Here is a 13380-nt window from a genome sequence, read left to right as displayed (position 1 = left end):
ACGCGTGGCGCCCGCAGAAACGGGTGTGGCCCCCACGCCGTCAGGCGAGGGGGCCACACCGATCCCGAATCGGGGTCTGCGATCAGATCTTGGAGGACGCGTCCTTCAAGACACTACGCAGGATGCCACCGATCTCGGCGAACTCCGACGGACCAATGGTCAGCGGGGGAGCGAGCTGGATGACGGGGTCTCCACGGTCGTCGGCGCGGCAGTAGAGGCCGGCCTCCCACAGCGCGGGGGAGAGGTAGTCGCGAAGCAGTCGATCCGACTCCTCCTCGTTGAAGGTCTCCTTGGTGGCCTTGTCCTTCACCAGCTCGATGCCGAAGAAGTAGCCCTCGCCGCGCACGTCACCGACGATGTCGATGTCGAGCAGCTTTTCGAGCTCGGCGCGGAACAGCGGGCTGTTCTCGCGCACGCGGCCGTTGAGATCCTCTTCCTCGAAGATGTCGAGGTTCTCGAGAGCCGCAGCCGCCGCAGCCGGGTGACCCGCGAAGGTGAAGCCGTGGTAGAAGGTGTTGTCGACCGAGTTGAACGGCTCCGACACCTTGTCCGAGACGATCATCGCACCGAGCGGGACGTAGCCCGAGGTGATGCCCTTTGCGGACGTGATGATGTCGGGCTCGTAGCCGAGTGCCTTCGAAGCGAAGAACTCGCCGACGCGGCCGTAGGCGCAGATGACCTCATCCGAGACGAGCAGCACATCGTACTGATCGCAGATCTCGCGCACCCGCTTGAAGTATCCGGGGGGCGGGGGGAAGCAGCCGCCCGAGTTCTGCACCGGCTCGAGGAACACGGCGGCAACGGTCTCGGGGCCCTCGAAGAGGATCGCCTCTTCGATGCGGTTCGCGGCCCACTGGCCGAAGGCCTCGAGGTCGTTCGAGGGCGCGCCCATCTCGTCGGCGCGGTAGAAGTTCGTGTTCGGCACGCGGTGGCCGCCCGGGGTGAGGGGCTCGTAGAACTTCTTCATGTCGGGAATGCCGGTGATGGCCAGCGCGCCCTGCGGGGTGCCGTGGTAGGCGACCGAGCGCGAGATGACCTTGTGCTTCATCGGCTGGCCCTTGATCTTCCAGAAGTGCTTCGCCAGCTTGAACGCCGACTCCACAGCTTCGCCACCGCCGGTGGTGAAGAAGACCTTGTTCATCTCGCCGGGAGCGTACGACGCGAGGCGCTCCGAGAGCTCGATGGCTGCCGGGTGGCCGTACGACCAGATCGGCATGAAGTCGAGCTGCTGCATCTGCTTGGCCGCGGCCTGCACAATGCGCTCGCGGCCGTGACCGGCGTTCACCACGAACAGGCCGGCGAGGCCGTCGATGTACTGCTTGCCGGCGGCGTCGTAGATGTGGTGGCCCTCGGCGCGGGTGATGACGGGGATGCCGTCATTGAGCACCTTGCGGTTGGTGAAGTGCGGCCACATGTGCTTCTTGGCAGAAGCCTGGAGCGCGGCAGTGTCTACCGCTGCAGTGGGATCAAAAGACATGGTTATCGTGTTCCCCAGTCGTATTTCTGTTTGGTGAGTTGAAGGTAGACGAACGATTCGGTCGATGCCACGCCCTCGATCTTGCGGATCTGGTCGTTGAGCAGTTCGATCAACCCATCGTCGTCCTCGCAGACGACCTCGGCGAGGATGTCGAAGGAGCCCGCGCTGAGTACGACGTAGGCGATCTCCGACATTTCGGCGAGGCGATCGGCAACGACCCTAGTGTCGCCGGATACGCGGATGCCGAGCATGGCCTGGCGGCTGAAGCCGAGGCTCATCGGGTCGGTCACGGCAACAATCTGCATGACCCCGGCATCCGTGAGCTTTTGCACGCGCTGGCGCACGGCGGCCTCGCTGAGGCCGACCGCCTTGCCGATCTCCGCGTACGATCGACGGCCATCTCGCTGGAGTTGCTCGATGATCGCCTTCGACGTGGAATCGAGCGCCGGCGTAGTGCGTTTGCTGCTCACGCTTCTGATTCTTGCAGTGAAAACCCGAAAGCGCAAAGGAATCCGAAGAATGAATGCAGATATTCAGCCTATTTCCACATTTCGGGGAGGTGAATTCACCGCACACATTCGGAAAATTGACCCCTGTGCAGACTGTTCGCTTGCGTGCGTCCGCACGACGGGTGCAAGATGATGGCTTGGTGATCCCCCTATTGCCCCAGTGAAGCTACTCTGCGCGACACCGCTCGAGTGGAGCAGCTGTTCTTGAAGGAGAGAACATGACGGCACTATCTGCTCCGGCCTCGTCGAACGGCGCCCGACTCAAGCGCAGCCTCGGGCTGTGGGCGATCGTCGGCCTCGGTCTCGGCTACATGACTCCGACCGTCGTGTTCGACACGTTCGGTCTCGTTGCGCGCGATACGAACAACGTCGTACCGCTCGCCTACCTGGTGGCTCTGATCGTGATGATCTTCACGGCGGTCAGCTACGGCAAGATGGCGGGCGCCATTCCGAGCGCCGGTTCTGCCTACACGTACGCGCGTGAATCCATGCACCCCAACGTGGGCTTCGTGGTCGGGTGGACGGCACTCATCGACTACATGCTGCTGCCCATGGTGAACTGCCTCATCATCCGCAGCTACCTGGAGGCATTCTTCCCCGGCATTCCGGGCGCGGTCTGGGTCATCGTCTACGTGATCTTCGTGACGAGCATCATCTACCTCACGATGCGCGGCACCTCGAACATCAACATGCTGCTGCTCGTCTTCTCCATCGTCGTGATGGCCGTGTTCGTCTTCATGGTGATCGTGCAGCTCTCGGGTGGGGCAGGCAACAACGGTGTCGTCACGATCCAGCCGTTCTTCCACAGCGGTGTCGAGTTCGGTGCGGTGCTCGCGGGCGCCACGATCGTGTGCTTCTCGTTCATCGGCTTCGACGCGGTGACCATGTACGCGGAGGAGGCGAAGACCCCGAAGATCATGCCGAAGGCGATTCTGCTCACCGTGGTGCTGGGCGGCGCGATCTTCTTGATCGCCGGCTACTTCACGCAGCAGCGATTCGCCGACTGGAACGAGTTCGCCCCTGGCGGCGACATGCAGTTCGTCGAAGACAGCACGCTGCCGATCATCGGCGAGCTGGTCGGCGGCAAGGTGTTCTCCGCGGTGCTGACGGCCGCCGGTTTCGCGGCGACGCTCGCTTCGGGGCTGGCTTCGCACGCGTCGGTGTCGCGCATGCTGCTCGTGATGGGGCGCAACAACGTGCTCCCGAGCAAGGTTTTCGGCTACATCAATCCGAAGACGCACACCCCGACCTTCAACATTGTGCTGACGGGTGCGATCTCGCTGCTCGCGATCGCGTTCACCCTCGAGATGATCGCCGCGTACATCAACTACGGCGCGCTGATCGCGTTCACGTTCGTGAATCTGTCGGTGATCGCCTGGTTCGCGATTCGCAAGGGCCGCCGCCGCACGCCGAAGGACATCTTCACCTACATCGTGATGCCGGTGGTCGGCACGTTGCTGACGGGGCTGCTGTGGGTCAACCTCGACGGCCACGCACTGCTGGGCGGCCTGATCTGGACGGGCATCGGCGTGATCTACCTCGTCTTCCTGACGAAGGGATTCCGCCGCAAGGTGGCGTCATTCGATGAGAGTCAGCCGGTTACCGGATTCAATAAGGTGAGCGACGAGGTGTAGCGCACCGCACGGGCGAGGCCCGTCGCGTCAGTTGGGGAGCGGTGCTTCTCGGTCTGATGCGGCGGGCTTCGTCGTGTCTGCTTCGGGGGCGGTCGCGGGGCGCCGGATCGCCCGACCCGCGAAGAGCGGCAGTGTGATCGAGCAGAGCGGCCCGATGAGTACCGCGAAGACGACGGTGCCGACGCCGACGTTGCCGCCGAGCCACCAGCCGATGAGCAGCACGGTGATCTCGACGCCGGTGCGGCCGACCCAGATCGGGCTGCCGAAGCGGCGGTGGATGCCGGTCATGAGGCCATCGCGGGGGCCGGGGCCGAGGTTTGCGCCGATGTAGATGCCGCTGGCGATGGCGAGCAGCAGCAGGCCGATCGCGAAGAAGAGGATGCGCACGACGAGCGTCTGCGGGGTGGGGAGCAGCCAGAGACCGAGCTCGATCCCGGGCCCGACCAGCAGGATATTGAGCACGGTGCCGATTCCGGGCTTCTGCCGCAGCGGCCACCAGAGCAACAGTACGAGTACGCCGACGATGTTGGTGAGGATCCCGATGCCGAGTCCGGTCTGCAGCGAGAGACCCTGGGCGAAGACGGTCCAGGGGTCGACGCCGACGGCGGCGCGGATCATGAAGGCGTCGGCGACTCCGTAGAGCAGGAGGCCGGGGATGAGTCGTGCGAGTCGAGCGAACATGGAGCTAGTTCACCGCTAATTGGCCTTGTCGACAAGATGCCAATCTGCATAGAGTGGCCTGATGAACGAAATGTGGACCCCGCAGCGACTGGGCGCCCGGCGACTCGCGGAGCTACTGGGTGCCTGGCGCGGCAACGGGCACGGCTACCGTGAGCTTGCGGAGAGCATCGCGCTGCTCGTGCGCGACGGTCGGGTCGCTCCGGCCACGACGCTGCCGGCCGAGCGGCCGCTCGCCGACGCCCTCGGCGTCAGCCGCACCACGGTCGCGGCTGGGTATCAGCGGCTGCGCGAGCTCGGCGTCGTCGCCTCGCGTCGCGGCTCGGGCACGGTGGTGCGGGGTGGTGGCGGGCCGCGGGCGGGCCTGTGGGCGGGCGCGAGTGCCGGCATCGATCTGTCGAGCGCGTGCCCCGAGCCCTGGAACGGCATGGCATCGCTCAACGCCCGAGCGATGGCGGAGCACCCGGAGGCATTCGCGCAGATCGGATACGACACGCTTGGCCTCCCGGCGCTCCGTGCTGCGATCGCCGATCGCTACACCGCACGCGGCTTGCCGACGTCGCCCGAGCACATCATGGTGACGCTGGGTGCGCAGCACGCGATCTTCCTCATCGCCCGCACACTGCTGCGGCGCGGCGATCGGAGTCTCATCGAATCGCCGAGCTATCCGCACGCACGGGAGGCGCTTGCCGCAACGGGGGCGCTCGTCGCTGAGCTGCCGATCGGCGGCCCCTTGGCGGCGGAGCCGTACGACGCCGCGGCATTGCTCGAGATCGCGGAGCGTACGAGCCCCAAGCTCACCTACCTGATTCCGGATCATCACAACCCGACCGGCCTCACCATGCCCGATGGGGTCAAGCGCGGACTCATCACGGTGCTCGCCGGTCAGGGAGGCTACGTCATCGCGGATGAGACGACCGCCGAGTTGACGCTGGGGGAGCCCCGCACTTTGCGGCCGTTCGCGGCGTTCGCGGAGCAGGCGCATCATGAGGATGCGATCCTGACCATCGGGTCGCTCGGGAAGACAGTCTGGGGCGGGATGCGCGTCGGGTGGGTGCGTGCGGCACCCGATCTGATCGTGCGGTTGGAGGCCGCGCGCCGGGTCGGCGATCTCGGAACGGGTACGTGGGAGCAGGTGCTCGCGCTGCTGGCTCTCGAGCAGTACGACGAGATTCTCACCGAGCGTTCCGCGCAGCTCACCGAACGCCACCGCGTGCTGGTGGAGCGTGTCGCGCTCGAATTGCCCGAGTGGCGGCTCTCCGCGGCGGGCGGAGGCGTGTGCGTGTGGGCCGACCTCGGCTCGCGAGCGAGCACGCGACTCAGCCGCACCGCCTCGGCCTACGGGGTGCACCTGCCGCCCGGCCCCCGCTTTGGCAGCCCGGGCACCTTCGAGCGTTTTGTGCGGCTGCCGTTCTCGGCGCCGGAGTCCACGCTGATCGCGGCGGTGTCGCGACTCGCCGAGGCCTGGCGCAGCGAAGGGGAGGCGGTCGGCGCGGCCAGCATCTCCGACGCCGTGATCTGAGGCGGGTGCGCGGCGAGTAAGCTTGGGCCTCATGCTCGACCTTGATTTCTCCGCCCGCATCCGCGCGCTTCGCTCCACCTACGCCGATATCGCCGCGGTGACGGATCTGCCGAAGCTCGATCGCGAGATCGTCGAGCTTGAAGAGCAGGCGGCGGCGCCCGACCTCTGGGACGATCCTGCGGCCGCGCAGAAGGTCACGAGCGGGTTATCGCATCGCCAGGCGCGCGTGAAGCGTCTGCGCGGTGTCGAGCAGCGCCTCGACGACCTCGAGGTGCTGATCGAGCTGGCCGAGGAGGCCGACGACGAGGATTCGGCGGCGGAGGCGACCGAGGAACTGGCCGCGCTCGAGAAGGTGATTCAAGATCTCGAGGTGCAGACGATGCTCTCGGGGGAGTACGACGAGCGCGCCGCGGTGGTCACGATCCGCTCGGGTGCCGGGGGCGACGACGCGACCGACTTCGCCGAGATGCTGCTGCGCATGTATCTGCGCTGGGCTGAGCAGCACGATTACCCGACGAAAGTGCTTGACACGTCGTATGCGGAGGGTGCGGGCATCAAGTCGGCCACCTTTGAGATCGACGCGCCCTACGCGTTCGGCACCATCTCGGTCGAGGCCGGCACGCACCGCCTCGCGCGCATCAGCCCCTTCGGCTCCGCAGACAAGCGCCAGACCAGCTTCGCGGGCGTAGAAGTGATCCCGTTGCTCGAGGAGGCGACCGAGGTCGACGTGCCCGAGACCGATATCCGCGTCGATGTGTACCGTTCGTCGGGCCCCGGTGGCCAGTCGGTGAACACCACCGACTCCGCAGTGCGCATCACGCACCTCCCCTCGGGCATCGTCGTGTCGATGCAGAACGAGAAGTCGCAGATTCAGAACCGTGCGGCGGCCATGCGCGTGTTGCAGACGCGCCTGCTGCTGCTGCAGCGCGAGCAGGAAGCCGCGAAGAAGAAGGAGCTGGCCGGCAGCATCACCGCCAGCTGGGGCGACCAGATCCGCTCGTACTTCCTCTACGGGCAGCAGCTCGTCAAGGACCTGCGCACCGGCCACGAGGCGTCGCAGCCCGAAGCCGTGTTCAACGGTGACCTCGACGGCTTCATCGCCGCCGGCATCCGGTGGCGCTCACTGTCGAAGAACGACTGAGAGTTCGCCCGAAGCGCGCGCGTCGCAGCGCGCCTGGGGCGTCGCGCGGGCGCGAGGGCGTACAGTCGTCTCGTCATGATCCTCTTCGAGAACGTCACCAAGAAATACCGGGGCACCGCGAAACCGGCACTCGACGGCATCGACCTCAAGGTCGACCGCGGCGAGTTCGTCTTCATCGTGGGCGCATCCGGTTCTGGGAAATCCAGCTGCTTGCGGTTGATCCTTCGTGAGGATCAGCCGAGTGCCGGGAAGATTCACGTGCTGGGGCAAGACCTCAGCAAGATCTCCTCGCGCAAGGTTCCGTACTTCCGTCGGAACCTCGGAACCGTGTTCCAAGATTTCCGTCTCCTCACGAACAAGACCGTGTACGACAATGTGGCCTTCACGCTTCAGGTGATCGGCAAGTCGCGCGGCTTCATTCAGGAGGCCGTGCCCGACACGCTCGAGATGGTCGGGCTGGCGAACAAGGCGAAGCGCTTTCCGCACGAGCTGTCGGGCGGTGAGCAGCAGCGCGTTGCCATCGCGCGCGCGATCGTCAATAAGCCGGCGATCCTGCTCGCCGATGAGCCCACGGGCAACCTCGACCCTGCCACGAGCCTCGGCATCATGCAGTTGCTGCGCGCGATCAACGCTGCCGGTACGACCGTGGTGATGGCGACGCACGAGGCCACCTTCGTGGACATCATGCAGCAGCGCGTCGTGGAGCTCTCGCAGGGCGTCGTGGTGCGTGACGAGGTTGGCGGCGGATACGGCCAGACCGCCTCGATCCCGATTGCAGATCTCTCTGACGCCGGGGTGCAGGTGCTGCGCACCTCTGAGGCCGTCGTGCGCGCCGCGCTCGCCCCTGAACTGATCGGCGACTTGCCGCAGGCCGCCGTCGTGCAGCAGGCGACCGAGCGCGAACCCGAGCTCGCCGAGGCCGCCGCGAGTGTCGTGGCCGCCGCTGCGATCCCTGAGCCTGCCGAGGTCCCGAGCGCAGATGCGCCGGCCACGGACGACGGCGAAGCGACTCCGCCGGTGCGTGAGGCCTCGGTCTTCGAGGAGCCGCACCCGTTCGGGGATGACGACGATCTCGACGAGACCGTGCATGCTCAGGATCGCGGGGGCAAGCGCATCCCGACGTTCCTCGAGCCCGGAAAGCCCTTGGATCCGGTGCAGATGGCCGAGACGGGCAGTCTCGCCGAGCACCTCGGCCTCAAGCGTAAAGACGATGACCAGACGGATGTGGGGCCGGTTCGATGAGGGTGGGACTCGTACTCGGCGAGGTGTGGAGCGGCTTCCGCCGCAATCTCTCCGTGGTGATCTCGGTGGTGCTCGTGACGTTCGTGTCGCTCACGTTCGTCGGTGCCGCCATTCTGATGCAGCTGCAGGTGCAGCAGATGAAGACGTTCTGGTACGACCGCGCTCAGGTCGCGGTGTACCTCTGCACCGATTACGACCAGAGCGCGACGTGCTCGGGTTCGGACGCGGGGGAGGAAGAGATCGCCGCGGTGCAGGCCGCCCTGGACTCGGATACTCTCGCGCCCTACATCGAGGATTCTTTCTTCGTCGATCACGATCAGGCGTATGAGGAGTTCACGAAGCAGTTCGAGGGCAACCCGATCGTCGAGATCACGAAGCCGGAGCAGCTCAACCAGACGTTCTGGATCAAGCTGAAAGACCCGTCGCGTTCCGACATCATCCAGGAGACCTTTGCCGGCATCCCCGGCGTGCAGAGCGTCTCCGATCAGCGAAGCCTGCTCGACCGCATCTTCCTCTTCCTCGGCGCAGCGAGTTACACCGCGATCGCCATTGCGGGTCTGATGCTCATCGCCGCGATGCTGCTGATCTCCACGACGATCCGACTGTCGGCGTACTCTCGGCGCCGTGAAATCGGCATCATGCGTTTGGTCGGCGCGTCGAACCGGTTCATTCAAACCCCCTTCATCTTGGAAGGCATTATCGCGGCGCTCATCGGCGCGGTGCTCGCGAGTGCGGCTTCGGTCGCCATCGTGAAGTTCTTCGTGCAGGGGTTCCTGGTCAGCGAGGTGCCGTTCACGAGTTACATCACCGTGGAGCAATCGCTGATCGTGCCCCCGATCCTGATCCTGGTCGGCGTCGTCCTCTCGGCGATCGCGGCGAAGATCGCCATCACGCGATACCTGCGGGTGTAGCCGGCGCGGTATGCTGGGAGGTCCGTCCGCGCGAGAAAGGAAGTGCCATGCCCAAGGAGACCGGCGAAAAGCTGATCGCCTCGAATAAGAAGGCTCGGCACGAGTACGAGATTCTCGACACGTACGAGGCGGGCATGGTGCTCACCGGCAGCGAGGTGAAGTCGCTGCGCATGGGGCGCGCGTCGCTCGTCGACGGGTACGTGTTCTTCGAGCACGGTGAGGCCTGGCTCGACGCGGCGTACATCCCCGAGTACCTCAACGGCTCGTGGACGAACCACGCACCGCGTCGCAAGCGCAAGCTGCTGCTGCACCGGCAGCAGATCGACAAGCTCTCTCAGAAGACGCGCGAGGGTGGCGTGACAGTCGTGCCGTTGCGCCTCTACTTCTTGGACGGCCGCGCGAAGGTCGAGATCGCGCTCGCGCGAGGCAAACGCGAGTACGACAAGCGTCAGACGCTGCGCGAGCAGCAAGACAAGCGCGAAGCCGAGCGCGCCATGCGCCAGCGCAACCGGATGGGCGACTGAGCGACGTGCCGCACGACGCGTCGGCACCGGTCGAGACGGCGCGGCCGTCGGGCCGTGTGCGCAAATCGGCGGAGGCGCGTCGCGCCGAGATCGTCGAGGAAGCCGCGCGAATCGCGTTGACCGGCGGCCTCGAGCGAATCACCCTGCGCGCGGTCGCGGAGCCGCTCGGGGTGCGCCCCGGCTTGATCGGACACTACTTTCCGGCGGTCGACGACCTCGTCGTCGATGCGTTCGTGCTCGCGGTCACCCGTGAGCGCGACTGGCTCTTCGGGTCTGCTGACGCCGATGCGCCACCACTGACGCGCATGGCGGGTTTCGTGCAGCGGGCGGAGAGCCCCGAAGCGCTCGAGCTCTGCAGACTGTGGCTGAATGCGCGTCATCTGGCCCGGTTCATGCCGCGCCTCGCGGCCGTCATCGATGAGCAGGAGACGCTCGATCGTCACCGCATGGTCGATCTGATCGAGTCGGGAGTGGCGGCGGGTGCCTTCACCGCCGCCGACGCCGTCGCCGCGAGTACGCGGATCTACCTGGCCGTTGACGCAGTCGGGGCCTACTCGAATAACGCGCACCCGTTCGATCACCCGTCATCGCGTCATTTCGTCGCCGACGTCGCCGGTTGGTCGCTCGGTATCGATCCGAGTTCGCTGAGCGCTGACGCTGCGACACCGACCGGGGTCGCCTCGCGCACGTCGCGCTGATAGGCTGAATGCTCCGGTGAACGCCGGTTGCGCCGGTGCTCGCACCGGAACTGAAAATTCCACAGCGCATGATGCGAACGTCCCGACTGCACCGGAATATCCGGTGCACATACGGGGCCGATCGGTTTCGACACGTCGATTTTGAGACTGTGAGAAGCGGGCCGAGGACGCGGAGTTATCTCGTAAACGCCCTTCGCAAACAATAGGTGCAAACGTAAAGCGCACCGACTTCGCTCTCGCTGCCTAAGCACGAGACCGAGTCCGTCAGGTCGGGTGGGCCTCCGCCCCGGTTTCCTGGCGTCATTTAGGAGGCTTGCTGGTGCGTCGCGTTTCAGGGCGTATCGGGACTTTTACTGGAACTGGGCCTGTCGCACGAGGTGTTCGTGACAACGTGCGGGGCCGAGTAGAACGCTTGCACGAACTACGCTCGTAGAAGGCACGGAATCGTCGAAGTGGACCGGGGTTCAATTCCCCGCGGCTCCACCGATACGTTCGCATCATGTGGCGGGGGTGACCCCGTGTGGACACGCAGGCGCGCACTCTCGGGTGCGCGCCTGCGTGCGTTTTCAAGGTGATGCCGTTCGGGTCATGCGAGGAGCGTCTCGCCGATGTAGCCGCCCTCGGCGCAGCCCGGGGGAATCGCGAACACCGCCGAGCCGATCGGCGTGGTCCACTCGTTGAGCAGGTCGAGCTCGTCGAGGCGGCGCTGAATGGGCACGAACTGCTTCGTGACGTCGGCCTGGAACGAGACGAACAGCAACCCGCTATCCGAAATCTCGGAGCCGGCTGGTGCGTGGTCGTAGTTGTACGCTCGGCGATAGATGCGCTCGTCGGTGTTCTCCGAACGCGCCCGCCGAATGTGCGAGAACTCGGGAATCACCGGGAACCCGATGCTCGTTTTCGCCGCGAAATCGGGCTCGTCGTGCTCGCGCACCCCGGTGAGCGGCGCGCCGTTGGCGAGCGTGCGCCCGACCGACTGCTCCCGGCCGCTGCGATCGAGCCGATCCCACTTGTCGAGGTTCATGTGCGTGCGGCGCAGCACGAAGCTCGTGCCGCCGGCGAGCCAGCCCTCGGTAGCCCATACCAGCGCGTCGAAGTCGGCGTCCTGAGGTTTCGGGTTCGACGTTCCGTCGACCTGACCGAACAGATTGCGCATCGTGGTGCCCGGCTGCTCGGAGCCGAGCGCGCGGCGAAACCCGGTCTGGCTCCACCGCACCGACGCGAAACTGCGCGCGTCTTTCAGCAGCATGCGGGTGGCGTGGGCCACGGTGAACGCGTCGTCCGAGGCGATTTGCAGCAGCAGGTCGCCGTCGTTCCATGCCGGCTCCAGGCGATCGATGGTGAATGCGGGCAGCGGCCCGAGCCACTCGGGGAGGGCGGCTGATCCCGCAGCTCGCGTGACGAATTGCGGGCCGAAGCCGAATGTCACCGTGAGCCGAGCGGGCACCGTGCCGAGCTCGGGCTCGGAGTCGGCGAGTGCGGGATCACCCTGCGTCAGCCGCGCGGCGTCTTCGGTGAGAATCTGCATCATGCGCCGCAGCGCGTCGCGATCAGTGTCATCGTGCAGATCGAGCGCGACGAACGTTGCGTGCGCCTGGGGCGTCGTGGCGATTCCCGCCTGGTGTCGGCCATAGAAGGCGATCGTCTGGCCTCCATGGAGTGGCGCCGGAGCATCGAGCGCAGCGCTCGCATCGCGCTGCGGTGATCGGTTCAGTAGCGTATCAGCGCCCACCGCAACGGCGGCGCCGATGCCGGCGACGGCCCCTCCGAAGAGGAGCCCCCGCCGACTCATGCCAGGCCGACCGCTTCCGGTCGTCTGATCGGTGCTCATTCGGAGTGACCGCCCATATCGGCGTGCTCATCCATGGTCATGTCCATGTCGTCGCCGCCCTCGTAGTTCTCATTCGCTCCCGCATAATCTTTCGCGGGAACGGTGTACTCGTACGTGGAGTCGTCAGCGAAGGTCAGGGTGAACGTGACCTCGTCACCTGCCTGGAGCGGTTCGGTCAGCCCCATCAGCATGATGTGGTTTCCACCGGGCTCAAGCGACAGGCTGTCACCCGCGGCGATGACGAACCCGCCCGTCTTCTCGCGCATGATCATCTCGCCCGCTTCGTTCTCGACGGTCTCGTGCAGCTCGAGGGATGTCGAAGCTTCGGTCGTCGCGGAAACGACAGTGACGTCGCTGGAGCCCGTGTTCTCGAGCTCGCCGAACGCCGCCGACATGCCGCTCTCGGCGGCCTTGACCCAACCGTTCTCCATGCTGACCGAGGCGCCGGCGAGGGCGTCGGCCGACGACTGCGTATCCGTGGACGTCGGGCTGCAGCCGGTCAGAGCGAGCAGCGCGGCTGCAGTGAGGGCAACGGTCGGGGCGATGGTGGTGCGTGCAAACATAGTGATGCCTTTCAGCGTGAGGTGAAGATACATGAGTTCGGATCGACGTCAGCGTGACGCATCCGATGCGGGGTGGGGTCGCCGCTTCCTGCGCGACCAGAGTGCGAACCCGAGGAGAGCGATTGCGGCACCGCCGATCCCGATGATGACCGTGCGCCAGACGTTTCCGGTGCTCGTCGCCCGCGACACGGAGTCAGCCGATGCCTCGGGGGTCTGGATCACGGCTTCGCTCGGAGGCGCCGGAGTGGTGGCCGTCGGATTCGACGGAGCTGCGGGGTCCGAGGTCGGCGCCCCATCTCCGACCGTGAACGGAATGACGCTGCTGATCGGGTGACCGTCGGACGAGACCACGCGCCAGCGCACCTCGTAGTTCCCGTCAGGCAGGTCGCTGTCCACCGGCACGCTCACCTGCGGTCCATCGAGCTCAGGCGCGGCGTTCACCCACTCCGTGCCATCTTGATCGACGAGCAGCACGACCGCGCCGACGGTGAGCACTCGGTCGGAGAACTCGAGCGAGATCTCCGTCGGAGCTGAGGCCAGGCGCGCCGATTCGGCGGGAGTGCTCGACACCAGCTGATCGTGCGCGAACGCGGGTGCCGCGCTCCCGAATAGGAATGCGGCCGCGACGAGCACGATCGCGCCGATCCGCC

13 protein-coding genes and 1 other RNA gene are annotated in these 13380 nt (G+C 65.9%); 8 read left to right on the top strand and 6 right to left on the bottom strand.

All coding sequences use genetic code 11. The features are described from left to right. Window positions 1-82 precede the first annotated feature (82 nt). Window positions 83-1477 carry an aspartate aminotransferase family protein gene (locus CH42_RS12775; RefSeq protein ID WP_053353491.1) on the bottom strand — a complete coding sequence of 465 codons (1395 nt, stop codon included), beginning with the start codon at window positions 1475-1477 and terminating at the stop codon, window positions 83-85. Between the two features lie 2 nt (window positions 1478-1479). Next, a complete protein-coding gene (locus tag CH42_RS12770; protein WP_053353490.1) occupies window positions 1480-1947 on the bottom strand; it encodes an Lrp/AsnC family transcriptional regulator in 468 nt (155 codons plus the stop codon). A 257-nt stretch (window positions 1948-2204) separates the two neighbouring features. On the opposite strand from CH42_RS12770, the gene CH42_RS12765 reads away from it, so the two are divergent. Then, window positions 2205-3620, top strand: a complete 1416-nt coding sequence (locus CH42_RS12765) for an APC family permease (RefSeq protein WP_193392088.1) — start codon at window positions 2205-2207, stop codon at window positions 3618-3620. A 27-nt stretch (window positions 3621-3647) separates the two neighbouring features. On the opposite strand, the gene yczE is transcribed toward CH42_RS12765, so the two are convergent. Then, on the bottom strand, window positions 3648-4301 hold the full coding sequence (yczE, locus tag CH42_RS12760; RefSeq protein ID WP_053353489.1) for a membrane protein YczE: 654 nt from the start codon (window positions 4299-4301) through the stop codon (window positions 3648-3650). Window positions 4302-4362: 61 nt separating this feature from the next. Between yczE and yczR the strand changes: the two genes are divergently transcribed. The 7 genes from yczR to ssrA all read left to right on the top strand — a co-directional run bounded on the left by yczR (window position 4363) and on the right by ssrA (window position 10822). Further along, window positions 4363-5820, top strand: coding sequence for a MocR-like transcription factor YczR (gene yczR, locus CH42_RS12755; RefSeq protein WP_053353488.1), 1458 nt, complete (start codon window positions 4363-4365; stop codon window positions 5818-5820). A gap of 31 nt (window positions 5821-5851) precedes the next feature. After that, window positions 5852-6961, top strand: a complete 1110-nt coding sequence (gene prfB, locus CH42_RS12750; RefSeq protein WP_053353487.1) for a peptide chain release factor 2 — start codon at window positions 5852-5854, stop codon at window positions 6959-6961. Between the two features lie 75 nt (window positions 6962-7036). Further along, window positions 7037-8203 carry a cell division ATP-binding protein FtsE gene (ftsE, locus tag CH42_RS12745; protein WP_053353486.1) on the top strand — a complete coding sequence of 389 codons (1167 nt, stop codon included), beginning with the start codon at window positions 7037-7039 and terminating at the stop codon, window positions 8201-8203. After that, window positions 8200-9114, top strand: a complete 915-nt coding sequence (gene ftsX / locus CH42_RS12740; RefSeq protein WP_053353485.1) for a permease-like cell division protein FtsX — start codon at window positions 8200-8202, stop codon at window positions 9112-9114. The genes ftsE and ftsX overlap by 4 nt, the downstream gene beginning before the upstream one ends. Window positions 9115-9161: 47 nt before the next feature. Further along, window positions 9162-9638 (top strand): SsrA-binding protein SmpB, encoded by a 477-nt coding sequence (smpB, locus tag CH42_RS12735; RefSeq protein ID WP_053353484.1) that lies wholly within the window; start codon window positions 9162-9164, stop codon window positions 9636-9638. A gap of 5 nt (window positions 9639-9643) precedes the next feature. Next, complete coding sequence (locus tag CH42_RS12730) at window positions 9644-10336, top strand: TetR/AcrR family transcriptional regulator (protein ID WP_053353483.1); 693 nt, start codon at window positions 9644-9646, stop codon at window positions 10334-10336. A gap of 113 nt (window positions 10337-10449) precedes the next feature. Next, window positions 10450-10822, top strand: a transfer-messenger RNA (tmRNA) gene (gene ssrA / locus CH42_RS16080). 100 nt (window positions 10823-10922) lie between these two features. Here ssrA and CH42_RS12725 read toward each other — a convergent pair. Genes CH42_RS12725 through CH42_RS12715 form a run of 3 tightly spaced genes read right to left on the bottom strand, consistent with a single transcriptional unit; the run spans window position 10923 to window position 13300 of the window. Further along, the gene (locus CH42_RS12725) at window positions 10923-12167 is read right to left on the bottom strand and encodes a Dyp-type peroxidase (protein ID WP_053353482.1); all 1245 of its coding nucleotides are present in this window, start codon (window positions 12165-12167) and stop codon (window positions 10923-10925) included. Next, window positions 12164-12730: a copper chaperone PCu(A)C gene (locus tag CH42_RS12720; RefSeq protein ID WP_053353636.1), complete on the bottom strand. Its 567-nt coding sequence runs from the start codon at window positions 12728-12730 to the stop codon at window positions 12164-12166. Before CH42_RS12720 ends, CH42_RS12725 begins: the two co-directional genes overlap by 4 nt. A gap of 48 nt (window positions 12731-12778) precedes the next feature. Continuing rightward, the gene (locus CH42_RS12715; protein ID WP_162231090.1) at window positions 12779-13300 is read right to left on the bottom strand and encodes a copper resistance CopC family protein; all 522 of its coding nucleotides are present in this window, start codon (window positions 13298-13300) and stop codon (window positions 12779-12781) included. Window positions 13301-13380: the final 80 nt, after the last annotated feature.

Source organism: Leucobacter musarum subsp. musarum (assembly GCF_001273845.1).
GTDB lineage: Bacteria > Actinomycetota > Actinomycetes > Actinomycetales > Microbacteriaceae > Leucobacter > Leucobacter musarum.
This window is presented reverse-complemented; position numbering and strand designations above follow the sequence as displayed.